The sequence below is a fragment of the Antarcticimicrobium sp. genome (assembly GCF_029212575.1).
Lineage (GTDB): Bacteria > Pseudomonadota > Alphaproteobacteria > Rhodobacterales > Rhodobacteraceae > Antarcticimicrobium.
In genome coordinates this window covers 52,926-76,279 of sequence record NZ_JARGPK010000095.1, presented here as the reverse complement: position 1 = coordinate 76,279, position 23,354 = coordinate 52,926, and the positions used below count along the sequence as shown (strand labels likewise).

25 protein-coding genes, 2 tRNA genes and 2 pseudogenes are annotated in these 23,354 nt (G+C 66.0%); 20 read left to right on the top strand and 9 right to left on the bottom strand.

The window, feature by feature from the left end; all coding sequences use genetic code 11:
* The first annotated feature begins 308 nt into the window (after window positions 1-308).
* Both P1U75_RS20295 and P1U75_RS20290 read left to right on the top strand, forming a co-directional pair.
* Window positions 309-617, top strand: a complete 309-nt coding sequence (locus tag P1U75_RS20295) for an EthD family reductase (protein ID WP_300246643.1) — start codon at window positions 309-311, stop codon at window positions 615-617.
* 9 nt (window positions 618-626) lie between these two features.
* Window positions 627-1,496 carry a 2-dehydro-3-deoxygalactonokinase gene (locus tag P1U75_RS20290; RefSeq protein ID WP_300246641.1) on the top strand — a complete coding sequence of 290 codons (870 nt, stop codon included), beginning with the start codon at window positions 627-629 and terminating at the stop codon, window positions 1,494-1,496.
* A gap of 49 nt (window positions 1,497-1,545) precedes the next feature.
* Here the strand turns inward: P1U75_RS20290 and P1U75_RS20285 are convergent, their stop codons facing one another.
* Window positions 1,546-2,778 (bottom strand): GNAT family N-acetyltransferase, encoded by a 1,233-nt coding sequence (locus P1U75_RS20285; RefSeq protein ID WP_300246640.1) that lies wholly within the window; start codon window positions 2,776-2,778, stop codon window positions 1,546-1,548.
* A gap of 3 nt (window positions 2,779-2,781) precedes the next feature.
* Window positions 2,782-3,819: a hypothetical protein gene (locus P1U75_RS20280; RefSeq protein ID WP_300246638.1), complete on the bottom strand. Its 1,038-nt coding sequence runs from the start codon at window positions 3,817-3,819 to the stop codon at window positions 2,782-2,784.
* Window positions 3,820-4,225: 406 nt separating this feature from the next.
* Here P1U75_RS20280 and P1U75_RS20275 point away from each other — a divergent pair, with 406 nt between their 5' ends.
* Window positions 4,226-4,999, top strand: coding sequence for a hypothetical protein (locus P1U75_RS20275; protein ID WP_300246636.1), 774 nt, complete (start codon window positions 4,226-4,228; stop codon window positions 4,997-4,999).
* 40 nt (window positions 5,000-5,039) lie between these two features.
* On the opposite strand, the gene P1U75_RS20270 is transcribed toward P1U75_RS20275, so the two are convergent.
* A complete protein-coding gene (locus P1U75_RS20270) occupies window positions 5,040-5,558 on the bottom strand; it encodes a thioesterase family protein (RefSeq protein ID WP_300246633.1) in 519 nt (172 codons plus the stop codon).
* A gap of 151 nt (window positions 5,559-5,709) precedes the next feature.
* Here P1U75_RS20270 and P1U75_RS20265 point away from each other — a divergent pair, with 151 nt between their 5' ends.
* From P1U75_RS20265 to P1U75_RS20250, 4 genes are read left to right on the top strand one after another with little or no spacing between them, the layout of a single operon-like run.
* Window positions 5,710-7,167 (top strand): amidase family protein, encoded by a 1,458-nt coding sequence (locus P1U75_RS20265; RefSeq protein WP_300246631.1) that lies wholly within the window; start codon window positions 5,710-5,712, stop codon window positions 7,165-7,167.
* 20 nt (window positions 7,168-7,187) lie between these two features.
* Window positions 7,188-7,895: an ABC transporter ATP-binding protein gene (locus tag P1U75_RS20260; protein WP_300246705.1), complete on the top strand. Its 708-nt coding sequence runs from the start codon at window positions 7,188-7,190 to the stop codon at window positions 7,893-7,895.
* A 4-nt stretch (window positions 7,896-7,899) separates the two neighbouring features.
* Entirely contained in the window at window positions 7,900-10,275 is a 2,376-nt protein-coding gene (locus P1U75_RS20255) for an ABC transporter permease (protein ID WP_300246628.1), read from the top strand.
* Window positions 10,276-10,279: 4 nt separating this feature from the next.
* Window positions 10,280-11,521, top strand: a complete 1,242-nt coding sequence (locus P1U75_RS20250) for an HlyD family efflux transporter periplasmic adaptor subunit (RefSeq protein ID WP_300246625.1) — start codon at window positions 10,280-10,282, stop codon at window positions 11,519-11,521.
* Between the two features lie 54 nt (window positions 11,522-11,575).
* On the opposite strand, the gene P1U75_RS20245 is transcribed toward P1U75_RS20250, so the two are convergent.
* Window positions 11,576-11,650, bottom strand: a tRNA-Thr gene (locus P1U75_RS20245).
* 150 nt (window positions 11,651-11,800) lie between these two features.
* Complete coding sequence (locus tag P1U75_RS20240; protein ID WP_300246623.1) at window positions 11,801-13,714, bottom strand: laminin B domain-containing protein; 1,914 nt, start codon at window positions 13,712-13,714, stop codon at window positions 11,801-11,803.
* A 194-nt stretch (window positions 13,715-13,908) separates the two neighbouring features.
* On the opposite strand from P1U75_RS20240, the gene P1U75_RS20235 reads away from it, so the two are divergent.
* The 13 genes from P1U75_RS20235 to P1U75_RS20175 all read left to right on the top strand — a co-directional run bounded on the left by P1U75_RS20235 (window position 13,909) and on the right by P1U75_RS20175 (window position 21,976).
* Window positions 13,909-14,073, top strand: coding sequence for a hypothetical protein (locus tag P1U75_RS20235; RefSeq protein ID WP_300246622.1), 165 nt, complete (start codon window positions 13,909-13,911; stop codon window positions 14,071-14,073).
* 5 nt (window positions 14,074-14,078) lie between these two features.
* Window positions 14,079-15,347: a UDP-N-acetylglucosamine 1-carboxyvinyltransferase gene (gene murA / locus P1U75_RS20230; protein ID WP_300246620.1), complete on the top strand. Its 1,269-nt coding sequence runs from the start codon at window positions 14,079-14,081 to the stop codon at window positions 15,345-15,347.
* The gene (locus P1U75_RS20225) at window positions 15,344-15,814 is read left to right on the top strand and encodes a DUF2948 family protein (protein ID WP_300246619.1); all 471 of its coding nucleotides are present in this window, start codon (window positions 15,344-15,346) and stop codon (window positions 15,812-15,814) included. The genes murA and P1U75_RS20225 overlap by 4 nt, the downstream gene beginning before the upstream one ends.
* Window positions 15,811-16,284 (top strand): GNAT family N-acetyltransferase, encoded by a 474-nt coding sequence (locus tag P1U75_RS20220; RefSeq protein ID WP_300246616.1) that lies wholly within the window; start codon window positions 15,811-15,813, stop codon window positions 16,282-16,284. Before P1U75_RS20225 ends, P1U75_RS20220 begins: the two co-directional genes overlap by 4 nt.
* 47 nt (window positions 16,285-16,331) lie before the next feature.
* Window positions 16,332-17,633: a histidinol dehydrogenase gene (gene hisD / locus P1U75_RS20215; protein ID WP_300246613.1), complete on the top strand. Its 1,302-nt coding sequence runs from the start codon at window positions 16,332-16,334 to the stop codon at window positions 17,631-17,633.
* 6 nt (window positions 17,634-17,639) lie between these two features.
* Window positions 17,640-18,119, top strand: a complete 480-nt coding sequence (locus P1U75_RS20210) for a UPF0262 family protein (protein WP_300246610.1) — start codon at window positions 17,640-17,642, stop codon at window positions 18,117-18,119.
* A 2-nt stretch (window positions 18,120-18,121) separates the two neighbouring features.
* Window positions 18,122-18,577 carry a low molecular weight phosphatase family protein gene (locus P1U75_RS20205; RefSeq protein ID WP_300246607.1) on the top strand — a complete coding sequence of 152 codons (456 nt, stop codon included), beginning with the start codon at window positions 18,122-18,124 and terminating at the stop codon, window positions 18,575-18,577.
* Between the two features lie 287 nt (window positions 18,578-18,864).
* Complete coding sequence (infA, locus tag P1U75_RS20200; protein ID WP_005978431.1) at window positions 18,865-19,083, top strand: translation initiation factor IF-1; 219 nt, start codon at window positions 18,865-18,867, stop codon at window positions 19,081-19,083.
* Window positions 19,084-19,127: 44 nt separating this feature from the next.
* Window positions 19,128-19,706, top strand: a complete 579-nt coding sequence (locus P1U75_RS20195; RefSeq protein ID WP_300246603.1) for a Maf family protein — start codon at window positions 19,128-19,130, stop codon at window positions 19,704-19,706.
* Entirely contained in the window at window positions 19,703-20,728 is a 1,026-nt protein-coding gene (locus tag P1U75_RS20190; RefSeq protein ID WP_300246602.1) for a ribonuclease E/G, read from the top strand. The genes P1U75_RS20195 and P1U75_RS20190 overlap by 4 nt, the downstream gene beginning before the upstream one ends.
* Window positions 20,725-20,907: a DNA gyrase inhibitor YacG gene (yacG, locus tag P1U75_RS20185; protein ID WP_300246600.1), complete on the top strand. Its 183-nt coding sequence runs from the start codon at window positions 20,725-20,727 to the stop codon at window positions 20,905-20,907. The genes P1U75_RS20190 and yacG overlap by 4 nt, the downstream gene beginning before the upstream one ends.
* Before the next feature lie 83 nt (window positions 20,908-20,990).
* Window positions 20,991-21,065 (top strand) — tRNA-Phe (locus tag P1U75_RS20180).
* A 191-nt stretch (window positions 21,066-21,256) separates the two neighbouring features.
* Window positions 21,257-21,976 (top strand): hypothetical protein, encoded by a 720-nt coding sequence (locus P1U75_RS20175; protein WP_300246597.1) that lies wholly within the window; start codon window positions 21,257-21,259, stop codon window positions 21,974-21,976.
* A 62-nt stretch (window positions 21,977-22,038) separates the two neighbouring features.
* Here P1U75_RS20175 and P1U75_RS20170 read toward each other — a convergent pair whose 3' ends face one another.
* From P1U75_RS20170 to P1U75_RS20155, 4 genes and pseudogenes are all read right to left on the bottom strand, one after another.
* The gene (locus P1U75_RS20170) at window positions 22,039-22,479 is read right to left on the bottom strand and encodes a hypothetical protein (RefSeq protein ID WP_300246595.1); all 441 of its coding nucleotides are present in this window, start codon (window positions 22,477-22,479) and stop codon (window positions 22,039-22,041) included.
* A 96-nt stretch (window positions 22,480-22,575) separates the two neighbouring features.
* Window positions 22,576-22,698 (bottom strand): annotated as a pseudogene (locus tag P1U75_RS20165) (IS5/IS1182 family transposase); the annotation flags it as partial.
* A pseudogene (locus tag P1U75_RS20160) lies at window positions 22,692-22,796 on the bottom strand (IS5/IS1182 family transposase); the annotation flags it as partial. The pseudogenes P1U75_RS20165 and P1U75_RS20160, both read right to left, overlap by 7 nt.
* A gap of 76 nt (window positions 22,797-22,872) precedes the next feature.
* Window positions 22,873-23,337 carry a hypothetical protein gene (locus P1U75_RS20155; RefSeq protein WP_300246594.1) on the bottom strand — a complete coding sequence of 155 codons (465 nt, stop codon included), beginning with the start codon at window positions 23,335-23,337 and terminating at the stop codon, window positions 22,873-22,875.
* Window positions 23,338-23,354 lie beyond the last annotated feature (17 nt).

Here is a 23,354-nt window from a genome sequence, read left to right as displayed (position 1 = left end):
AGTTTTAATATTTTCATCGGAAACAGTCTGTCTATTTTTTTTGATCCCCCAAAAAACAGACATTTTTCAAATGCTTGCCGCACCAATCCCGCGAAAAGTCTAAAATTGTTGATGTTCAGGAAACCAAAACCGTCCAAGAATCGGTTAACGCCATGCCTGTCTTCAGCGCCCCGACCGTAACCGGGCCGGGGCAGAGATGACGCCAGCCGCCGGATACCATCCGGCGCTGCTTCCTTGCCCCGCCCCTGTCCGCTGTGACATCCTGCCCGCGCGCGGTGCGGCGCCGCGGCAACCCGAAAGGAAACGGCATGTCTGTATCGCTCCAGGTCATCTACCCGATCACGAAAGGGACCGAATTCGACTTCGACTACTACCTCGGCACCCACATGCCCCTGGTGGCCGAGCACATGGGGCCGCATATCGACCGCACGCTGGTGACAAGGGGGCTCGCGGGCGGGCCGGACATGCCGCCGGGCCATTTTGCCGTGGCCACGATGGTCTTCGCCGATGCGGCGGCAATGGATGCGGCAATGCGGGCCTCGGGGCCGGTGATGGCGGATGTGGCCAATTTCACCAATGTGCAGCCGCAGATCCTCGTGGGCGAAGTGATCGCGTAAGGCCCTTCTATGACGGATGTTTCCGATGCGCGCCCCTGGTGCGCCGTCGATCTCGCGCCGGGACGGGCGCGGGCCTGGCTGCTTCGGGGCGGGGCCGTCTCGGCCCGCGCCACACTCACGCCACCGCCAGAGGTGCCGGACCGGCAGCACGCCGACGCGTTGATAAAGCGTCTCGGCACGCCGGCAGACGGCGCCCCGGCAGTGATCTGCGGGCTGTCCGGCCCTCCGGCGCCGGTGGCGGTGCCCGTGAAACCCGGCCAGATCCAGCCGCAGCGGCAGGCCGGGACCAACGCCCATGCCCTGCCCGGCCTGCGGCAGAACAGCCCGCCGGCCCTGATGCAGGGGGACGAGGTCCGCATCGCCGGATTTCTTGCCCTCAACCCGGGCTGGGACGGGGTGATCTGCCTGTCCGGCCCGCTCACCCACTGGGCCCAGGTCAGCGCCGAGGAGGTGGTGAGTTTCCAGAGTTTCCTGACCGGCGTCGCAGCGGATGCGCTGGCCGTCACCCCCGTTCTGCATGCGCGTCTGACCGGCACCGAATGGGACGACGACGCCTTCGCCGACGCGCTCGACACCGCGATGTCACGGCCCGAAAGGCTGGCGTCGGGGCTGGCCGAGATCCGCGCCATGGCCACCCTGGAGGGTTTGCCAGGCAGCGAAGCCCGCGCGCGGCTGCACGGGCTTTTGATCGGGGCGGAACTGGCCGCGGCGCGACCCTATTGGCTGGGGCAGCAGGTCGCGCTGATCGCGCCGGACGATACCGCGAACCGTTACGCCGCCGCGCTGGTGCGGCAGGGCGTGCCGGTGGCCCGAACCGACGAGGAGCGGATGACACTGGCCGGGTTCACCGCCGCGCGGCGGCGGATCGCGGCGGGCTGACCCGGCGGGCCGGATCGTACGATCCGGCCGCGAAAACGTACGGAACCGGTCAGCCCGTTGTGGCGCGCGCAACCACCGACGCCAGTTGACGGCAGGCCGCCGCCGCACGGTCGCCCTGCCCCGCCTCGATCATCGCCTGCGTGCGGTGAAGCGCCTCGGCGGTGTTGAGCCGGTCGAAACGCGGCGTGCTCCGGTCGGCGCTGCGCCGGCGCAGCGCGATGTATCCGACCCGATGCGGCTCGGCGCCGTAGCTGAACTTGTAGGCTTCGTCGCCGTGGCAGAAATCATAGGTGCGATAGCCGTTCTCGATGGCCCAGCGGATGCTCCCGGCGTGCAGGAGCAGCCCGATGTGCGGCGCATCCGCGGCCAGGTCCCGCCCGGCGACGATGAAATTCATTCGCCCTGCCCTCGGGTCCACCACATGGCCCAACGCCCCCAGCGGGCGGTTGCCCTGCCAGAGGACCGGCAGATGAAGCAGCCCGAGTTGCTGCGCCGCGACCAGAACCTCGCGATAGTTCGCCGCCACCCGCTCGGCGGCTCCCTGCCCTTTCGGTCCGGCCCATTTCTCCAGCCAGAGGCGCAGCAGGTGGTCCAGATCGCGGGCGGTGTCATCTCCGGTGCCGGCGGTCTCGATCCGCATCTCGCCGCTGTCGAGATAACGACGGGTGAAGCGACGGATTTTCTGGCGGGTGTTCTTGCTGGGCAAACCCTCCAGCCAGGCGTCATAGCTGTCGGGCAGCGCCGCCCTGGGGCAAACCAGGTTGTCGGTCTTGCCGCCATTGATGCGATAGTCGCGCCGACGCACCGAGAACCGGCGATCGGGAAACGCAGTCAGGAAGGCATCGGCGCGCGCGGGCGGATCGACATAGCGCAGCGACAACCGCGCCCAGGGCAGCGCCTGTACCCGCCGCGCCAATGCGGCGATCACCTCGTCCTCCGCCGCCGGATCGCAGAGGATGCCGGTGTATTCGCTCCAGATCAGCCGACCGCCGGCCTCGATCTCGGTCTCGAAAGCGTTTTGCGAGCTGCTCCAGTGCACGCGGGTCTTCAGCGGCAGCAGGCCCAGGAGACGGTCGCCGCGATAGGCCACGACCACCAGCCAGCGCCCGGGATGGGCGCGAAACGCCTGCGCCAGCCACTCCCACGACAGGAAAACCGAGCCCATGGGGTCGCGCCGTTCCAGCGCCTTCCAAGGGGCCTCCAGAACCTCGAATTCGGCCCAGTCACGAATGACGTCCAGTTCGATACGGGTCTGCGTCAAGGTGTGAATGTCATCCTTCATGGCTCAGGCCCTTTTCCGGGTCTGCTGGTCGCGCAGGAGCGACTCGAAGCCCCGCTGCGCGGCCTCGAAGTTGCGCGCCAAGGGCGCCGTCAGCGAGGTCCGTGCGGCGAAATAGGCGCCGACGCGGCAGATTTGCGCGGCAAAATCGGGGTGAACGCCGGCATCGTCGAACTTGCGCACCTTGGTCTTGGACAGCCAGCCGCGCTTGTTGGCCTCTTTCACGATCAGCTTGAAACGCTGGATGCAATGGAAGGTGGTGTAGATCGACAGGTAATCGAGGTAGTCGTCAAGATCCTCGCCGCAGCCGGGATCAAAGGCGTCGGTCACGACCGCGAGCATGGTTTCAGGCGGCAGCGGCCAGGCCTCGTCGCCGATCAGCCAGGCGAAATCCTCGGCCCCGTGGCGCATGCCGGCATATTCGAAATCGAACCAGCGCAGTTTGTCCGCACTGTCCAGCGCGGCGTTGCCCGAGCGGCAATCCCATTTCACGAATTGCCGCGCGGGGCGGTCGATGGCGGCGCAGGCGGCGGCCCGGTCGAACCGGTTCGAGAGGCCGCCCGAGTGGGGTTGCAGCGCGTCGACGGCATCGACGAAGTTCTCGATCCAGTCGCGGTTGACGCCAAGATGCGGCATCATTTCGCCCAGGTCGGTGCGCCGTGCCGCCGCCTGGATGCGGAAGATCGCTGCCACCGCCTCGGCGGCGAGATCGGCCTTGCCCTTCGCTCCGTGGCGCACGATTTCCATATTCAGACGCCGCGCGCCCACGTCGGACTGGAACATGACCTCGTCCACCACGCCAAGGCATCTGGGCAGGTCGTCGCAATACCGCGACAGGCTGTGCAGCACATGCGCCTCCAGGTGGGTGCGGCGGAAATTGGGGCGCAGCGTGGCGATCATGTCGCCATCACGGAAGTGCAGGCGAAAGCTCGACCGCCCCTTGCCGCCGGGTGCGGTAACCTTGAGGACCTTGAGGCCGAAATAGGCCTCGGCGGTGTCCACGATCTGTTTCAGCCGGGTGTTGTTGGTCTTTCCACTCGCCATGCTCTTATCCTCGTTACCTGGGCCCGGCCGGGCGCGCGCGGGGGCGCGGGCCGTCCTTGTCGAGGCAGGGCTATCAGCGGATTCTGGCGAGAATTGGGAAACTTCAAGATGTGGTCTGCGGTCTTTCTCGAATCAGGTCGGCGCGCGCAGCCCACGCCGCATTTGGCGCTGCGGCGAAATCAATCAGCACAGCTTGCGCGGGACTGTTTCCCGTTCACAGCCGAATTGTTGTCGAAGCTGGCGGGCGTGTCACAAAACCTTAATTCGTTCCGATCCGCGCCATAGAATGGTCCGATACCCATGCGAAACGACGACGTGTTTTTTGAAAAGGTCCGGGCGCAGGACGACCGATCGCGGATCGGAACCGCTTTGACCCATAGTCGCATTACGGGCGAGGAGATGAGTGATGAAGGATTTCAACCATCCGTTTTTCGGTGGCAGCAAGGGCAGCGGCTCGGGCGGCACCACGGGATCGGGCGGCGCCTGCGGCAGCGCCGGCGCCCAGGCAAGCGCCTCGGCCGCCTATCACAATGGTGGCGTCGAGGGGGATGCCTTTGCGCATTGGTACGACACCCATCTGAAATCCTCGTTCGACGGTGATTGGGGAGACGCCAGGGGCTATGGCTCCGGCTCCGGTGGGACCAAAGGCAGCGGCTCGGGCGGCACCAGGGGCTCCGGCTCCGGTGGCACCAAGGGTAGCGGCTCCGATGGCACCAGGGGCTCCGGCTCGGGCGGCACCAAAGGCAGCGGTTCCGGCGGCACCAGGGGCTCCGGCTCGGGCGGCACCAGGGGCTCCGGTTCCGGCGGGACCAGGGGCTCCGGCTCGGGCGGCACCACGGGCAGCGGCTCGGGTGGCACCAAGGGCAGCGGCTCCGGCGGCACCAAAGGCAGCGGTTCCGGCGGCACGTGGGGGAGCGGCAGCGACGATCCGCGGATCTCGATCAAGGGGCTGTTGCCCGCCTTCGATGGCGACGACCCGGACGATGACGACTGCGGCGATGCAAAGGTCATCTACACCGCAAGCTACCACACGTCGGAACATGAGGACGGACCCAGCCTCGACGACGTCCTGTCGTTGATGACGATCGAGCCCTGCGACGATGACCCGGCGCTTGCATCCGGCGGCAGCAGCGGGTTCTGCAGCACCTGGGGCACGGACGATCCCGACCCGATGTGCTGACGCGACCCGATGGCGGGGCGGAACACGCCCCGCCGCCACGTTAGCGCGGCTGGCGCAATCCCAAAGGCGCGCCCAGTTGCGGCGGGCGGTCCAGCCCGGCGTGATCCGATTTCATCCGCGCCAGCCGCCGCAGTGCCCAGTCGGGATAGACGGCGGAGCGGCGGGTGGTGTGATCGACGTTCATCGAGATCACCTCCTGCGTGGCGCAGATCGCATCATCGCCGTCGCGGATCATCTCGGCAAAGACATGCAGTCGCTTGCTGTCGTGATCGACCACGCGGAAGCGGACCGAGAACCCCTCGCCCTCGCGCAACTCGTTCAGGAAATGGGTTTGTTCCTGCAGAACGAATGACCCCTGCCCGGCCTGCGCCACATGCGCCTCGCCCAGGCCGAGGTGGTCCTCGAACAGGATGTCGGCGGCCTGGTCGAAGGCGATGCCGTAGTAGCCGACGTTCATGTGGCCGTTGAAGTCGATCCACTCCGGCGCGACCACGCGCCCGGCCACCACGACCGGCGCGGGATAGGGGCCGTCGTGGCCACCGATTGGCGATTGCGTCATTCCCGTCCCTCTTTCTCTGCCCAATCTCTGCCTGCGACCGGCGGCACATTGCCCCGTCCCGGCCGCGCCGCCAAGCCCCGGCAGTTGCCTTTTTCCGCCAAGCCGCAGAGGATGCCGACGAACGCGACAGGCGCGCGGGGAGAACGAGGCGATGAAAGACAGCTATCTGCGGCAGGACGGAACCGGGCTGGCCGGGATGGTGGCCAGCGGCGAGGTGACGGCGGAGGAACTGCTGGACACCGCGCTGGAGCTGACCGAGGCGCTCAACCCGGCGCTCAACGCGGTGGTGATGCGACGCGACGAGGTGGCGCGGCAGGCGATCCGCGACGGGCTGCCCAAGGGGCCGTTTTCCGGCGTGCCCTTCCTGCTCAAGGATCTGGGGGCCGAGGCGCGCGCCTTTCCCACCAACAACGGCTCCAGGCTGATGCAGGGCATGGAGTGGACCTATGACTCCGAGATTTTCCTGCGGATGCAGGCCACCGGCGTGGTGACCTATGCGCGCACCACCTCGCCCGAACTGGGTATCGGTCCGGTGACCGAGGCGGGCGTCTACGGGGCGCCCACCCGCAACCCGTGGAACACCCTGCATACCTCGGGCGGCTCGTCGGGCGGGTCGGGGGCGGCGGTGGCGGCGGGCATCGTGCCGATGGCGCATGGCTCGGACGGCGGCGGCTCGGTGCGCATCCCGGCCTCGTCCTGCGGGCTGGTCGGGTTCAAGCCCAGCCGCGCGCGGCTGCCCGACGGGCCGGCCTCGGGCGAGGGCTGGGCCGGGATGGCGATCGACGGGGTGCTGACGCGGTCATTGCGGGATACCGCAACGATGCTGGATGCCTGCGCCGGGCCGGACCTGGGCGCGCCCTATTGGGCGCCGCCGATGCAGGGCAGCTATTGCGAGGCGATGCGTCGCGATCCGGGGCGGCTGCGGGTCCGCTACAGCACGACGACCCTGAGCGGCGGCGCGTTGCATCCCGAGTGTGTCGCGGCGGTGGAAAAGACCGCCCGCTTGCTGGCGGATCTGGGCCATGAGGTCGAGGAATTCCGCCCGGCCCCTGATCTGGACGTGGAGGCGATGATGCTGGCCTGGACCAGTATCGTCGCCTGCGGCACCGCGCTGAGCGTGAAAGAGGTGTTGAAGGGCCGCCCGCTGACCCCCGAAATGGTCGACGGGGTGACCTATGCCGCCGCCGAACATGCGCGCGGGATATCGGGGGCCGATTACCTTTCTGCGGTGGGGGCTGTGCATGCTTTTGGTCGGCGCATGGCGCATGTGTTCCTGGACTGTGACGTCTTGCTGACGCCAACCCTTGCCACCCCTCCGGCGCCGGTGGGCAAGTACAAGCCGGATTTCGAGGATTTCGTCGCCTATCGCAACGGTCCGGGCAGCGTGTTTGACTATTCGCCCTTCACCGCCATCTTTAACGCCAGCGGCCAGCCCGCGGTGACCCTGCCGCTGCACTGGAGCGCCAACGATCTGCCGGTCGGCGTGCATCTGGCGATGGCCATTGGCGAGGACGAAAGGTTGATGTCGCTCTCGGGTCAGATCGAGCGCGCCGCGCCCTGGGCCGACAAGCAGCTCAGCCTGATCCTGGAGGGCATCCGCCAGCCCTGATCCCGACCGAGGAGGCCCCGCTGCCCGACGCCACCTATACCACGCGCAAGCTGCGCAAGATCTACGGCGAAGGGCCGGCGGCGGTGCATGCCCTGCGCGGGGTCACGCTGGAAATCCCTCAGGGTGAGGTCGTGGTGCTGCTGGGCCCGTCCGGCAGTGGCAAATCGACCCTGCTCAACATCCTCGGCGGGCTCGATCGCGGCACCGATGGCGAGGTGTACTTTCGCGACCGCGACCTTGCCGCGATGAGCGACAAGGATCTGACCCGCTATCGCCGCGATCACGTCGGCTTCGTGTTCCAGTTCTACAACCTGATGCCCAGCCTGACCGCGCGCGAGAACGTCGAACTGGTGACCGAGATCGCCCGCGATCCGATGGACCCTGACGAAGCGCTGGCGCTGGTCGGGCTCAACAAGCGGGCCGACCATTTCCCCGCCCAGCTTTCGGGCGGCGAGCAGCAGCGGGTCGCCATTGCGCGGGCGCTGGCCAAGCGACCGGACGTGTTGTTCTGCGACGAGCCGACTGGCGCGCTTGACAGCACCACCGGGCGCGCGGTGCTGCACGTGCTGAAAAAGATCAACGAAGAGACCGGCACCACGGTGTTGATCGTGACCCATGCCGCCGCCCAGGCCGGCATGGCCGACCGGGTGATCCATTTCGCCGATGGCGACGTGCGCAAGGTCGAGGTCAACGCCGCGAAACTGACCCCCGAAGAGATCGAGTGGTGAGGCGATGACGCTCCACCCCAGCCCGCTGACCCGCAAGCTGATGCGCGATCTATGGCGCATCAAGGGCCAGGCCCTGGCGATCGGCGCGGTGATCGCGGTGGGGGTGATGATGCAAGTGATGATGACCGGCCTGGTCGCCTCGCTGGACGAGACCCGCCGCGCCTATTATGAGCGGCACCGGCTGGCCGATGTCTTTGCCCCGGTGGCGCGCGCGCCCGAGGCCGCCGCCGATGCGTTGCGCCGCCTGCCGGGGGTGGCGGCGGCCCAGACCCGGGTGGCGGGCAGCGCGCTGATCGATCTGGACGGCACTGCGGTTCCGATCCAGGCCCGCGCGCTGTCGCTGCCCGATTACCGCGCGCCGGCGCTGAACACCGTCTACCTGACCGATGGACGCATGTTCGACGGCGACCGCGCCGGCGAGGTCGTGGTTCTGAGCAGTTTCGCCCGCGCGCACGCGCTGCGCCCCGGCGACAGGATCGCCGCCACCATGAACGGGTTCCGGCGCGAGTTGACGGTTGTGGGGTTCGCCCAGTCGCCGGAGTTCCTCTATTCCACCGCGCCGGGCGAGCTGGTGCCGGACGACGCCCGCTTTGCCGTGCTGTGGATGAGCCGCACCGCGCTGTCGGCAGCCTTTGACATGAAGGGCGCCTTCAACGAGGTTCTGCTTTCGCTCACCCGCGACGCCCTGCCCGACGCGGTGACCGACGCCGCCGACCGGCTGCTCGACCGCTACGGGGCGACCGGCGCCTATGCGCTGTCCGACCTGGAATCCGACCGCTTCATCAGCGAGGAGATCGGCGGGCTGCGCCGCAGCGCGGGCAGCGTGCCGCCGGTTTTTCTCGCGGTGGCCGCCTTTCTTCTTTACATCGTGATCTCGCGCATGGTGCAGGCCGAGCGCGAGGAGATCGGCCTGATGAAGGCCTTTGGCTATACCGATATCGAGGTGGGCGGCCATTACTTTCGCATGGTCCTTTCCATCGCCGTGGGCGGCGCGGTTGCCGGCGGGCTGATGGGCATCGCCATGGGCCGCTGGATGGTCGATCTATACCTGATTTTCTACAAGTTCCCCTTCCTTGTCTTTCGGCTCGACCCGGCGGCCTTTCTCAGCGGCTTCAGCGTCAGCATCCTGGCGGCCTCGGCGGGCGGGCTGCTGGTCCTGCGGCGGGTCTTCGCGCTGACCCCGGCCGAGGCGATGCGCCCGCCGGCGCCACCCGATTACAGCCGCAGCGGCCGCATTGGCGCGGCCCTCACCGGGTTTCTCGACCAGCCGACGCGCATGGTGCTGCGCCGCCTGACCCGCCAGCCCCTGCGCATGGGCGGCGCGGTGCTGGGGATCGCGGCGGGGCTTTCGGTCTCGGTTTCGATGGCGACGATCCTGAACAGTTTCGACGCCATGCAGGAACTGACCTTCGACGTGATCGACCGCAGCGACCTGAGCGTGAGCTTCATCCAGCCGCTGGAGGCGCGCAGCCTTCACGAGTTGCAAGGCCTGCGCGGCGTGATCGAGGCGGAGCCCACGCGCACGGTGCCCGCGATCCTGCGCAACGGGCGGCACAGCTACAACGGCGCGCTGTTCGGGCTGGTCGACCAGCCGCGCCTGAACCGCGCGGTCGATGCCGAGAAGGCACCGATCCCGATGCGCGAGGGCGGCGTGATCCTCTCCACGGTACTGGCGCGTGCGCTGGACATCCGGGCCGGCGACACCCTTGTCGTCGATGTGCGCGAGGGGCGCCAGCCGCGGCTGGAGCTGCCGGTGATCGCGGTGGCCGAAAGCCTGCTGGGCGCGCCCGCCTACATGGAGCTGGGGGCGCTGAACCGGGCGCTGAAGGAGCCGCTGCGCATCTCCGGCGCCTATCTGCGGGTGGACGAGGCCGAGGCGGCGCGGATCTATGAAACCCTCAAGGACATGCCGATGGTCGCGGGCGTCAGCGTCAAATCGGAAAGCCTGGCGGCGCTGAAACGGGTGATGGACCAGGGCGCCGGGGCGATGCGCTATGTGATGGCGACGATCGCGGCGGTGATTACCTTTGGCGTGATCTACAACGCCGCCCGCGTCGCCCAGGCCGAGCGCGCCCGCGACCTGGCCAGCCTGCGGGTGCTGGGGTTCAGCCGCGCCGAGGTCGCCTTTGTCCTGCTGGGCGAGTTGGCGGCGGTCACGCTGCTGGCGCTGCCGCTGGGCGGGGCGATGGGATACGGGCTGACCTTTGCCATCGCGGCGGGGTTCAGCACCGACATCTACCAGATCCAGGCAATCTTCAGCCCCGAGAGCTATGGCATGGCGATCCTCGTGGTGCTGGCCGCCGCGCTGGTTTCGGGCTGGCTTGTCAAACGCGACATCGACAGGGCAGACATGGTATCTGCGCTAAAGACGAGGGATTGAGCCGTTGGCCACCAAACGAAAACACTCCCGCCTTGTCCTCAGCCTGATCGCGCTGGCGCTGATCGGCGCGGCGCTGACGGCGGCGTTCTGGCCGCGCCCGGTGCTGGTGGACATGGACGTGGTGCGCATCGGCACGATGCGGGTGAGCATCGACGAAGAGGGGCGCACCCAGGTGCATGAGCCCTATGTGGTCTCCTCCCCCGTTGCAGGCGAATTGCAGCGCGTCACCGTGTTGCCGGGGCAGAAGGTGACGCGCAATGAAACCGTGGTGGCGCGGATGCGTCCGGCCAACCCCTCGGCGCTGGATGCACGGACCCGCGAACAGGCTGAGGCAGCGGTGACCGCCGCCGAGGCCGCAATACAGGTGGCCCATGCCGACCTCAACGCGGCAGTGGCCAACCAGGAGTTCGCCGACAGCGAGTTGCAGCGGGTCAGCCGGCTGGTGGAGCGCGGCATCACCAGCAAGGTCGCGCAGGAGCGCGCCGAACAGGAGGCCCGCGTCGCCCATGCCGCCGTCAACACCGCCCGCGCCGCCATCGCCATGCGCGTGGCGGAACTGAACAGCGCGCGGGCCCAGCTCATCAGTTTCGACGACAAGGGGCTGGCCGAGGCGATCGAGGGCGCCGGGGCGGAAAGCCCGGGCATCCCGATACTCGCCCCGATCGACGGCACCATCCTGAAGCTGATCCACAAGAGCGAGACCACCCTGCCCGCCGGTGAGCCGATCCTCGAGATCGGCGACGTGGAACGCGACCTGGAGATCGAGGCCGAACTTCTGTCGTCGGACGCGGTGCAGGTGAGGCCGGGCGATCCGGTGATCATCACCAACTGGGGCGGCGCGGGCGACCTGGAGGGCCGGGTCGAGCGGATCGATCCCTATGGCTATACCAAGTATTCCGCGCTCGGGGTCGAGGAGCAGCGGGTCAAGGCGACCATCGGGTTCACCGGCGACAGCGCCCGCCGCGACGGCCTTGGCCACGGCTATCGCGTCGAGGTGCGCATCGTGGTCTGGGAGGGAGAGGACATCACGCTGGTGCCCTCCAGCGCCCTGTTCCGCCACCGCGACGACTGGGCGGTGTTCCGCGTCGCCGACGGGGTCGCGCATCTGCAGACCGTCCGGATCGGGTCCGACAACGGCACCGTGGCGCAGGTGCTCGACGGCGTCAGCCCGGGCGGCAGCGTGGTGCTGTTTCCCTCAGCCAGCCTGACCGACGGTCAGCGCGTGGCGCAGCGGAGGGTGGAATAACGCGACGCCAGCGGAAGGCCGAGCCGGGCCGTTCGCGTTTCAACTTCGGGAAACTGGTGCTGCTGGAGAGAATTGAACTCTCGACCTCTCCCTTACCAAGGGAGTGCTCTACCTCTGAGCTACAGCAGCGCCGTGGGCGGCTAGTTAGACGCAAAAACTGAAGGGCGCAAGCGCTTCTTTGGAAATTTTTCGGCGTCGCGTCCCGACCTTTCGGTGGTGGGCCGATGGCATCCGGGCGGCCCCCCGCAAGGGGCCGCCCGATACTGGTTTTGCAGCGGCTCAGAACAGGAAGTCGGCCGCGTCCAGGTCCGCCAGTTGAACTCCCGCCAGGGTGATGACATCGCCGCCGGTGGCGTCGATCACAACGTCGGCCCCGACCTCGGTCATGTGGTCTTTCACCAGATCGGCGAAATCGGTGATCGCGGTCATTTCGGAAAGGTCGATCTTTTCGTTGTCGTTCAAAGCCTCGAAATCGAAGATGCTGTCCTGGCCGGACCCGTCCGAGAACCGGAAGGTATCATCGCCATTGCCGCCGTAGAGCTTGTCGTTTCCGGCCCCGCCATCCAGGAGATCCTTGCCGTTGCCGCCCTTGAGCTTGTCGTTTCCGTTCTGGCCGAAAAGATCGTCGGCCCCCTTGTTCCCGAGCAGCTTGTCGCGAAGGTTTCCGCCCAGCAGCAGGTCGTTGTGGAGGCCGCCGTCGAGCAGATCCCTGCCATTGCCGCCCTTCAGCGTGTCGTTGCCGTTCTCGCCGAACAGGCTGTCGGCGCCCTTGTTGCCGAACAGCTTGTCGGCCTTTTTGCCCCCCAGGAGGTGGTCGCTACCGTCGCCGCCGGTCAGCACGTCGCGTCCACCCCACCCCTTTAGAGTGTTGTCGCCATCCGACCCGATCAGCGTATTGGCCAGCACGTTGCCGGTTGCGTCGAGGTCATTGTCACCTGACAACGTCAGGCTGGTCACCCCGTCAAGCTTGAGTTTGGCGTCGATGGCCCGGTTCGAGGTCACGGTCAGCCCGTTGTCGGTGACCGTATAGCTGTCCTCGGTCACCGCGGTGGCCTTGTTGATCTGCACCACGTTGCCATCCTCGGTCGCCGCCAGCGCATCCGACAGCGTGTCGTGGTTCGACAGCAACTCCCCCAGCGTGGTGTCGGACAGGACCCGGACCGCCGAGGGGTCCGGGCTCAGCCGGACATTGTCCAGACCGCCGGTGTCCGCACCACTCACGTATTCGCCGCGAATCCACAGGCTGGTCACATCGGCGAGAACCGCGTCGATATCGGCCTGACTCGCCGCTTCGCCCGAAACCGATCCCAGCCGCCAGTCGCTGTCCGTGTCCAGCGAGACCGTATAATGGGTCCAGTCGAGCCCGGGGTTGTCCTCGGTGCTGAGCGCGATGGTCTTGCCACCGCCGGTGATCACGACATCCTCGTCGTCGAACTGGCTGCCGAGTGAGGATTGCTTCAGATCGAACTCCAGCTCGCCACCGGCATAGGCCGATTTGTCGCCGAGGTATTTCTCGGGCGCCACGAAATACCACACGGCGCCGGTGGCATAATCGACCGCTTCGACATAACCGCCGGGATTGCCGCCGGTATCGACCCAGTCGAAGGCCTTGACGTCGGCAACGAAGGACCAGCCGTCCAGTCCGGCATCGAAGGTCGAATCCACCTTTGCGCCAATGTACTCGGGCGGCGTCGCCGGCTCCTTGATCATCGAGAAATTATCGAGGTTGCTGGCGTCGTCGGTGTTGCCGGTGACGAATTCGCCCCGGACAGAGAGCGATTCGAGATCGGCCAGAACCGACTGGATCTGCGCCTCGCTCGCCACGGAACCGGACAGGCTGTCGATCCGCCAGCCGCCGCCCAGCGCCAGATTGACCGAGTAGGAGGTCCAGTCGGTGCCCGGATTGTCGCCTATGTCCAGAACCAGATCCATCCCGCCGCCGCTGAGAATGATGTCGATATCACTGTACTGGTTGGCGGTGGTGTCCTGCTTCATGTCGAAACTGATCGAACCACCGTAAAAATCGGACTGGTCCCCCAGATAGGCATCGGGGGCCAGGAAATACCAGGTATCGTTGCCCTTCTCGATGCCGCGCAGACTGCCCACGGGATCGCCTTCGACCGCATCGAAGATCTGCGTGCCGTTGGTGGTGGTCCACCCTTCCAGATCCGCTGTAAAGGTACTGGTTGTCATATATTTCTCCTAATAATGGCATCGGGGAAAGGCACCGCCGCCCGCGATCATGACGGACATTCGGCTTCCCCGCCTCATCCAGTAATTATATTCGGTTTTCGGAATTTCATCGTTGACGTGCATCAATTCTGCCGGCCCGGCCCAGAGCGCCGCGCAATCTGGACCAGACGCGGGGGCTGCTGTAGAGATGACCCATGGCATCCGGACCGAAAAAAACCGACAAGACGAAACCGGCAGCAGACCGGGAAGACCGGCTCAAGGCCGCGCTCAAGGCCAATATGGCCAAACGCAAGGCGCAGGCGCGCGCCCGGGCTGACAGCGGAGCCGGGGCGGATACGGCAGGCAAGAGCGAGGGCTAGGGCAGATGGATTCGATACTGGTGACGGGAAACGGGCCGCTCGGCGGCCAGATCCCGATTGCGGGCGCCAAGAACGCCTGTCTGGCGCTGATGCCGGCGACGCTGCTGAGCGAGGAGCCGCTGACGCTGACCAACGCGCCGCGGCTTTCCGACATTCGCACCATGACCGCGCTGTTGCAATCGCTGGGCGCCGAGGTGACGAGCCTGCAGAACGGGCAGGTTCTGGCGATGTCGAGCCACGATCTGGACAACCACGTCGCCGACTATGACATCGTGCGCAAGATGCGCGCCTCGAACCTGGTTCTGGGGCCGATGCTGGCGCGGCTGGGTCATGCGGTGGTGTCGCTGCCCGGCGGCTGCGCCATCGGGGCGCGGCCGATGGACCTGCATATTTTCGGGTTGGAGGCGCTGGGCGCCGAGATCGAGCTCAAGGACGGCTATCTGCACGCCAAGGCGCCGGGGGGGCTCAAGGGCGCGGTGATCGAATTTTCCTTTGCCTCGGTGGGGGCGACCGAGAACGTGATGATGGCCGCGACGCTGGCCAAAGGCACCACGGTGCTGAAGAACGCCGCGCGCGAGCCCGAGATCGTCGATCTGGCCACCTGCCTGCGCCAGATGGGGGCGGGGATCGAGGGCGACGGCACCCCGGAGATCATCATTCAGGGGGTCGACCGCCTGCATGGGGCGACACACCCGGTGGTCACCGACCGGATCGAACTGGGCACCTACATGCTGGCCCCCGCCATCGCCGGCGGCGAGGTGGAGCTGCTCGGCGGGCGGATCGACCTTGTCGGCGCCTTCTGCGAAAAGCTGGATGCGGCGGGCGTCGCGATCGAAGAGACCGACAAGGGCCTTAAGGTCAGCCGCAGGAACGGGCGGATCGCGGCGGTGGATGTCACGACCAGGCCCTTTCCCGGTTTTCCCACCGATCTGCAGGCCCAGATGATGGCGCTGCTGTGCACCGCCGACGGCGTCAGCGTGCTGGAAGAAACCATCTTCGAGAACCGTTTCATGCATGCGCCGGAATTGGTGCGGATGGGCGCCAGGATCGACGTGCATGGCGGCACCGCGACCGTCACCGGGGTCGAACGGCTGAAGGGCGCGCCGGTGATGGCCACCGATCTGCGCGCCAGTGTCTCGCTGATCCTCGCCGCGCTGGCCGCCGAGGGGGAAACCGTGGTCAGCCGCGTCTATCACCTGGACCGGGGCTATGAGAACGTGGAGCGCAAGCTGCAGGCGGTTGGCGCGAAAATCGAACGGATCTCCGACCGATGACCGAAGACGCAAAGTTCGAAGAGGGCGGCGAAGCGCCGCTGAACCTGGGGGCGCTGGACACCGAGGATCTCAAGGTGATCTCGGCGCTGACGCAAGATGCGGTGTTTTCCGCCGCCGACATGAGCTGGACCCCGGCGCAGCGGCGGTTTGCCATCCTGCTCAACCGGTTCCGATGGGAGGATCGGGGCAGCGAACGGCACGGGCCGGAACGGGTGCGGTCGCTCCGGGTTGCGGATGATGTCCTTGGCGTCGCCAGCCAGCGGGTGCCGCACCGGGATGCCGACACCATCCTGTCGCTGCTCTCGGTCGCATTCGAACCGGGCACGGATTGCACCGGGAATCTGCTGCTGACGCTGGCTGGCGACGGCGCGATCCGGCTGGAGGTCGAGGCCCTGGGCGTCACGCTCAAGGATGTGACCCGTCCCTATCGCGCGCCCTCGGGCAAGGCCCCCGCCCACCGCGAATGAGCGCGCCGCGCATCCGCCCGGCCCGGCCAGAGGACGCCGATGCCTGCGCGCGGGTGCTGACCGCCTCGATCACTGCCCTGTGCGACGCCGACCACCGTGGCGACCCGGCGGTGATCGCCCGATGGGTGGCGAACAAGACCCCCGAGGGCGTGGCGCGGATGATCGCGGCGGGTGGTGTTCGGGTGGCCGAACTCGACGGTCGCATCGCCGCGGTGGGCGAGGTCGACAAGGAAGAAGGCAAGATCACCCTGAACTATGTCGATCCGCCCTGCCGGCGGCGCGGCCTGTCTTCTGCGCTGCTGGCGGCGATGGAGGCGGAGCTGGCGCGCTCCGGCATTCGGACCGCGCGGCTGACCGCCACCGCGACGGCGCGGGAGTTCTATCTCCGGCACGGCTGGAGCCCGGTCGGGCCGGGCCGCGCCGGGCGCTGGATCGTCGGCTATCCGATGCACAAACCCCTCGCCCCTTGAGGCCCCGCGCGCGCAACGCTATGTGGTGGCATCCGCCGGAGACCCAGATGCCCCAATTCCTCGACACCAAAGACGCAGACTTCGAAACCGCCTTCGCCGCGCTGCTCTCCGCCAAGCGCGAAGACAGCCCCGATGTCGATGAAACGGTGGCCGCGATCATCGCCGATGTCCGCGCCCGCGGCGATGCGGCGGTGATCGAACTGACCGCGAAGTTGGACCGGCTGGAACTGACCCCGGAGACCCTGGCGTTTTCGCCCGAGGAAATCGCCGCCGCCGTCGAAACCGTCTCGCCCGCGGATCGCGATGCGCTGGAGCTGGCCGCCGAGCGTATCCGCGCCTATCACGTTCGGCAGATGCCCGAGGATGCCCAATGGACCGATCCGCAGGGCGCGACGCTGGGCTGGCGCTGGTCGCCGGTCTCCGCCGCCGGGCTCTACGTGCCGGGCGGGCTGGCATCCTACCCCTCCTCGGTGCTGATGAACGCGGTGCCGGCCAAGGTGGCGGGCGTCGAGCGGCTGGCCATCGCGGTGCCCACGCCGGACGGGCAGGTCAACCCGCTGGTGCTGCTGGCCGCGCAACTGGCCGGAGTGAACGAGATCTATCGCATCGGCGGCGCGCAGGCGATCGCGGCGCTGGCCTATGGCACCGAGACGATTACGCCGGTCGACAAGATCACCGGGCCGGGCAACGCCTTTGTCGCCGCGGCCAAGCGGCGGGTGTTCGGCAAGGTCGGCATCGACATGATCGCGGGCCCCTCGGAGATCCTGGTGATCGCCGATGCGGACAACGACCCCGACTGGATCGCGCTCGACCTGATGAGCCAGGCGGAGCACGATGAAAGCGCCCAGTCGATCCTGATCACCGACGATGCGGCGTTCGGCCATCGGGTGGCCGCCGCCGTCGACAAGCGCCTCGAAACGCTGGAACGGCGCGCCATCGCCGGGGCGAGCTGGCGCGACTTTGGCGCTGTCATCACCGTGCGCGATCTGGACGAGGCGGCACAGCTCTCGAACCGCATCGCGCCGGAACATCTGGAGCTCTGCGTCGCCGACCCCGAGGGGATGGCAGGGAAGTGCATCCACGCCGGCGCCATCTTTCTCGGGCAATACACGCCGGAGGCCATCGGCGATTATGTCGGCGGGCCCAACCATGTGCTGCCCACGGCGCGCTCGGCGCGGTTTTCGTCGGGTTTGAGCGTGATGGATTTTCTCAAACGCACCACGCTGGCCCGGATGACGCCCGAGGCGCTGAGCGCCATCGGACCCAGCGCCGAACGGCTGGCGCAATCGGAAAGCCTCGAGGCGCACGGGCTGTCGGTCCGCGCGCGTCTGGATCAACTGAACAGGTAGGTGGCCATGTCGCATATCGTGGATATCGCGCTGGACGACGCGGGGTTGCCCCCGCCGACGCCGGAGATCGAACAGGAACGCAAGGTCGCGGTGTTTGATCTGCTGGAACAGAACAGCTTCACGCTGCCCAACCGGGATGACCGCGTGGTGCCCGAAGGGCCATACCGCGTGACGCTCTCGATCCGCGACAAGCGGCTGGTCTTCGACATCGCAACCGAGGACGGGCAGAGGGCGGCCGAGTTCCACCTGTCGCTGGGGCCGTTCCGCCAGGTGGTCAAGGACTACTTCCAGATCTGCGAATCCTATTACACCGCGGTCAAGACCCTGCCGCCCAGCCAGATCGAAACCATCGACATGGCCCGCCGCGGCATCCACAACGAGGGCAGCCGTGTCCTGAAGGAACGGCTGGACGGCAAGGCCGAGGTCGACGAGGACACCGCGCGGCGCCTGTTCACCCTGATCTGCGTCCTGCATTTCGGGGCCTAGCCGTGGAAGCCTTGCCGCAGTCCCTCCTGTTCTGCTGCGATCACAATTCCTGCCGGTCGCCGATGGCCGAGGGGATCATGAAGAAATTCTATGGCATGAACACCTATGTCCAGTCGGCCGGCGTCAGGAGCGACCTGGAGATCGACGGGTTCGCCATCGCGGTCTGCCAGGAGATCGACGTGGAACTGTCACGGCACCGTAGCCGGTCGTTCGAGGACATGGAGCAATGGGGCGACGATCTCAGCTCTTTCGATCTGGTGGTGGCGCTCTCGCCCGCCAGCCAGCGCCGGGCGCTGGAGCTGACCCGGTACTTTCACCTCGACGTGGAGTACTGGCCGATCCTCGACCCCACCGGCCTAGGCGACACCCGCACCGAGAAGCTGGCGGCCTACCGACAGACCCGCGAACAGATCATCGCGAGAATGGTCGGGAAATGGGGTCCGCCGGGGACCACCTGAGAGGATCGGGCCGGGAGGTTGCCCGGACGCCTTGCACGCCCTGAAACGCGCCCGGCATCTCAAACCGACCGACCTCGGTTCGCTCGCCCCGATTCTGGGGCCGTGGCCGCCCTGCCCCCCAGCCAACAGGGTAGCCGCTCGCAAAGCGTGTGTTCGACCTCCCGGATCGGGGAAAAACCACCATGAATTGTACGGTTCCGGCGCAAGCAGCCTTGAAAACCCGGGGGAAAGGGATCATTTAAGCGCACGGCCCGCAGATGCGCGGGTGAAACCACTATGGAGAGAACATGGCCAAGGAAGATACGCTCGAATTTCCCGGTGTCGTGAAGGAACTCCTGCCGAACGCGACATTCAGGGTCGAGCTGGAAAACGGCCATGAGATCATCGCACATACGGCAGGCAAGATGCGCAAGAACCGCATCCGTGTCCTTGCCGGCGACAAAGTGCAGGTCGAGATGACCCCCTATGATCTGACCAAGGGTCGGATCAACTATCGCTTCAAGTAACTCCCGCGCCCCGGCGTGGCAGCACATGCGCGAGGGCCCGTGAGATGAAACTGATCCTCGGCTCGGCCAGCCCGCGCCGGCGCGAGTTGCTGGCGCAGATCGATGTCGTGCCGGACGAGATCCGCGCGGCCGATATCGACGAAGACCCCCGCAAAGACGAACTCCCCCGTCCCTACGCCGCCCGCGTGGCGCGCGAAAAGGCGCAGGCGATCGAGGCCACGGAGGACGAGATCGTGCTCTGCGCCGATACCACCGTTGCGCTCGGGCGCCGTATCCTGGGCAAACCAGCCGACCCGGCAGAGGCGGAAACCTTCCTGCGCCTGCTTTCGGGGCGGCGGCACCGGGTGATCACCGCCGTGGCGGTGCGGCGCGGTGTGCAGTTCTGGGAGCGCGAGGTGGTCAGCGCGGTCCGCATGAAACGCCTGTCGGAGCTGGAAATCGCCACTTACCTCGCCAGCGGGGACTGGCGCGGCAAGGCCGGCGGCTATGGCATCCAGGGGCCGGCGGGGGCGCTGATCCCTTGGATCAGTGGGTCCTTCACCGGCATCGTCGGGCTGCCGCTGGCCGAGACCGCCGCATTGCTGCAGGCGGCGGGATACCCTGTCTACGGAGAGAGCTCATGAAGGGCCGTCAGATCGTTCTGGACCACATCGGCGGGCAAGAGGCCGCCGCGCTGATGATCGACGGGCGGCTGGACGACCTGCTGATCGACAGCGACGCCCCCCGCCCCGGCGCGATCTATCGCGCCATCGCAGGGCGCCCGATGAAGGGCCAGGGCGGACTGTTCCTGGACACGCCGGACGGCGCCGCCTACCTGCGGCAGGTCAAGGGCATCGCACCGGGCCAGGCGCTGCTGCTCCAGGTCACCGGCTATGCGGAGCCGGGCAAGGCGATCCCGGTGACCACGAAACTCCTGTTCAAGAGCCGCTATGCCATCGTCACCCCCGAGGCGCCGGGCGTGAACCTGTCGCGCCGCATCCGCGACGAGGAGGAGCGCATCCGCATCCTCGCAGCCTCAGGAACCGAAGCCGCCGACGACAGCGCCCACGGCATCATCCTGCGCTCGGCCTGCGAGGGCGCCGATGCCGACGAGATCGCCGAGGACGTGGACGCCATGCTGGCGCTGGCCTCCGCAGTGCTCGGCGATGCCGAAGGCGATGCAGAGAAGCTGACCGAAGGCGACGGGCCGCACCTGCTGGCCTGGCGCGACTGGGCCGAGCCGGCGCAGATCGAGACCGCGCCCGGCGGGTTCGACCGCCACGGGGTGCTCGATGCGCTGGAGGCGCTGAAATCGCCCCGCGTTCCGCTGCCGGGCGGAACCTACATGTTCGTCGAACCGACCCGCGCGCTGGTGGCGGTCGATGTGAACACCGGCGCCGACACCTCGCTTGCCGCCGGGCTTAAGGCCAATATCGCCGCCGCCCGTGAGTTGCCGCGACAGCTGCGCCTGCGGGGCCTTGGCGGGCAGATCGTCCTCGACCTCGCGCCGATGCCAAAGAGGGACCGGCAGACCTTTGAAAGCGCCCTGCGCGCGGCCTTGCGCACCGACACCGAGGAGACCTCCCTCGTCGGCTGGACCCCGCTCGGGCATTACGAGCTGCAACGCAAGCGCGGCCGCGTTCCCCTGCACGAGGTGCGGCCATGAGTTGCCCGATCTGCAAGGCGAAAAGCGATCCCGCCTGCCGCCCGTTCTGCTCGAAACGCTGCGCCGACATCGATCTGGGCAACTGGCTCAAGGGGGCCTACGCCATGCCCTCCGACGACCCCGAAGACATTGAAAACGCTGCCGAACAAGCCGAGGCGCAGCGCGGGCGTCCACATTAGCGTTCCAAAGGCCAAAATGCCTCTGGACAGCCGTTCGCGGAATGCCTAGAACGCCCCCACCCAAAGGCCAGCGCCTTTCCCGTGCCCGGGTAGCTCAGGGGTAGAGCAGTGGATTGAAAATCCTCGTGTCGGTGGTTCGATTCCGCCCCCGGGCACCATTTTTACCACGTAAGTAATTGATTTTGCGTGAAATTATTGGGGGAAGCTATTTTTTTACCCCCCTAAATATCCCCTTTTGCACCTTGGTACTCACAGACTCTGTGCCATGCTGCGCAAGTTTCTGCGCCAGCTTGCGTCCCGGTCGGCACATCATAGAATGTAGAGTGAAGGACAACGGAGAGGCCGCACGGTGATTCCAGAAAGCGAGCTTATGGCCTTAAAAGCGGTCATCCTTCGAATGGAGGAAACGGTACCGCTTACAAAGGTCCAGCTTTTTCATATGGCGAAGCGCCGAAAATTTCGGCGAATGAGGCCAAACGAAGACACAGATGAATATCGGGAAGAGGTCGCAAGAAACCGTAAGAAGTGGCCGATCAAGAACACCTTTCATCCTAGAAACAAGAGCCATCCTGTCTACGGGGACACACACTATGCGCTCGGGTTTCATGTTCAATCGCTTAATGACGAGCTGGACAACTGGTTTACGGTCGGAGCCGACAGCCCGCCTCATGTTCCCGAAGGTCGGATTAAGGTCATTTTGAAGCGCGCGAAAGATATGGAGCTTCGAAATCGCTTTGTCACAGCCTATGACAAACATTTTGCCAATTTTTGGAAGCCTCCAATAAATCGCGAACCCTCGGGTGATAAAATGCGCGATTCACTACAAGGCAAAATACCTCGACTTGAAATTTCTGTCCGTGACATAGAAGACCGTGGGGACGGGAAGTTTGCGTATGGTTTCGAATTCCATTGTTGCGACTGCGGTGGTTGGATGCTTGATTTACCAGATGACGATGACGGCCCTGTAATATGTGTGGCGTGTGAACAGGTGTTTGGCTCGTTTGCAGACATGAAAGCCTTAGCTTCTCACATAGGCAATGAGAAAGCCAAATCCCTAGGATTGTTGTAACCCCACCTCACCGCCGCCATCTGACGGCTCCTGCAATGTCCCAGCGCTTAATCGGGTAGGTTTTAATGCTTGCCCCCCGGTATTGGCCCGCTTCCTTCAATGGCGTTCATTGCTTCCTGAGCTTCCCGTGTCAGTTCGGCAATCTTCTTCCGCAGCGCCATCGCCTCGCCGCTGCGCCCGCCGTGCCGCCAGTTGGGATTAGCTGGCCCCGGTTGAGCGCCTCCCCGCCCCCCGTGCCGCACGTCGCCAACAATCGCCTGCCCGCCTTCATTCACCGTGACACGCTCAACACGCACCGTCTGTTGCCCTTTGGTGCGATACCTTTTTAGCGTATCCATCTGCGCTGCGAAGGTTCGGCCAAGCTTGTTCAGCGCCCGTTCTGCCGCGTCCTGCTGAGGTATGTTTTCAACATGTTTCAACCTGCGCGCCATCATCATCGTTGCTTGATGGATTGCCGCCATCTGGGCCAGTAGCAGCGTTTCCGCTGCATCCTCGGGGTTCATGGCGTCCACAACGCCCAGGGCAAAATCGGTCGCCTCGAGGTCGGCGTTGTTGCGGAACTGCGGCTTGAGGGGTGATTTCCCCTTTCCCCGAATGCGTCAGACCACAGGAACAATTTCGGCGATGCCAAGTACCGAGAAGCGGTTCATGAGTGCGATGCGGATATGGATTTCGGCGGTCTGGCGGTCTGGGTCTCTCGAGGCGATGCGCTTATCATCTCCTTGTCCAACCAGATCAACAGGGAGCCGCGCTTCCGCAGCGCGGCGTTGCAAGCGGACCAGTTCGTCGTGCGGTAGCGGGCGGCTAAAGGCTTCCGCATGCAGCCCTTCTAAACCCATGGATTCGCGTTGTGAATCCTTCAGGAGCGAGTTGTGCAACAACGCCCATCGCCCCGATCAGTCCAGGAGTTTCCGATAGGCTGCGAATTTGCCACGGCGGCAAATTTCCATACGCTCATTGGGAGACAGGATGTTGAGCCGGCGCGTTTCAAGACCGGCGCTTTCCTTGCGGAAAGCTTCGAGGGCTGTATTCAGCGTCTCGATGTGCTCGGCCGGCACTTCAAGGAAATCGTATAGCTCGCGCGGTTCGGTGTCGCCGAAAAAGAAGGTCTCGTAGCACAGGACGAAAGTGTTGGCCTTTTCGGAGTGGTCGCTGGCCCAGCCCAGGGCGCGATTCCATTCCTTGATGGCACTCATCGCGCCCCGGTCGGGGGTCCATTCGCGTGCCTCTTCGGCTCGAGCCTTGTAGAAACTGGCGACGTCGAAAAGGTTGCGCAGGATGACAAGGTATTTCACGTCGGCGCTGTCATTCAGCCCGCTCTCAGTCTTGATGTCGGCCAGGCGCGGGATCTTGTCACCCAACACCCCGCCAAGCTCGA

Coding starts and splice junctions, on each gene's coding strand:
- P1U75_RS20190 (WP_300246602.1), top strand. CDS start 19,703: ATGAAGGGCCGTCAGATCGTTCTGGACCACATCGGCGGGCAAGAGGCC.
- P1U75_RS20280 (WP_300246638.1), bottom strand. CDS start 3,819: ATGGCGAGTGGAAAGACCAACAACACCCGGCTGAAACAGATCGTGGAC.
- P1U75_RS20295 (WP_300246643.1), top strand. CDS start 309: ATGTCTGTATCGCTCCAGGTCATCTACCCGATCACGAAAGGGACCGAA.
- P1U75_RS20290 (WP_300246641.1), top strand. CDS start 627: ATGACGGATGTTTCCGATGCGCGCCCCTGGTGCGCCGTCGATCTCGCG.
- P1U75_RS20170 (WP_300246595.1), bottom strand. CDS start 22,479: ATGAACCCCGAGGATGCAGCGGAAACGCTGCTACTGGCCCAGATGGCG.
- yacG (WP_300246600.1), top strand. CDS start 20,725: ATGAGTTGCCCGATCTGCAAGGCGAAAAGCGATCCCGCCTGCCGCCCG.
- P1U75_RS20235 (WP_300246622.1), top strand. CDS start 13,909: ATGGCATCCGGACCGAAAAAAACCGACAAGACGAAACCGGCAGCAGAC.
- P1U75_RS20270 (WP_300246633.1), bottom strand. CDS start 5,558: ATGACGCAATCGCCAATCGGTGGCCACGACGGCCCCTATCCCGCGCCG.
- P1U75_RS20275 (WP_300246636.1), top strand. CDS start 4,226: ATGAAGGATTTCAACCATCCGTTTTTCGGTGGCAGCAAGGGCAGCGGC.
- infA (WP_005978431.1), top strand. CDS start 18,865: ATGGCCAAGGAAGATACGCTCGAATTTCCCGGTGTCGTGAAGGAACTC.
- hisD (WP_300246613.1), top strand. CDS start 16,332: ATGCCCCAATTCCTCGACACCAAAGACGCAGACTTCGAAACCGCCTTC.
- P1U75_RS20240 (WP_300246623.1), bottom strand. CDS start 13,714: ATGACAACCAGTACCTTTACAGCGGATCTGGAAGGGTGGACCACCACC.
- murA (WP_300246620.1), top strand. CDS start 14,079: ATGGATTCGATACTGGTGACGGGAAACGGGCCGCTCGGCGGCCAGATC.
- P1U75_RS20220 (WP_300246616.1), top strand. CDS start 15,811: ATGAGCGCGCCGCGCATCCGCCCGGCCCGGCCAGAGGACGCCGATGCC.
- P1U75_RS20255 (WP_300246628.1), top strand. CDS start 7,900: ATGACGCTCCACCCCAGCCCGCTGACCCGCAAGCTGATGCGCGATCTA.
- P1U75_RS20195 (WP_300246603.1), top strand. CDS start 19,128: ATGAAACTGATCCTCGGCTCGGCCAGCCCGCGCCGGCGCGAGTTGCTG.
- P1U75_RS20225 (WP_300246619.1), top strand. CDS start 15,344: ATGACCGAAGACGCAAAGTTCGAAGAGGGCGGCGAAGCGCCGCTGAAC.
- P1U75_RS20210 (WP_300246610.1), top strand. CDS start 17,640: ATGTCGCATATCGTGGATATCGCGCTGGACGACGCGGGGTTGCCCCCG.
- P1U75_RS20285 (WP_300246640.1), bottom strand. CDS start 2,778: ATGAAGGATGACATTCACACCTTGACGCAGACCCGTATCGAACTGGAC.
- P1U75_RS20265 (WP_300246631.1), top strand. CDS start 5,710: ATGAAAGACAGCTATCTGCGGCAGGACGGAACCGGGCTGGCCGGGATG.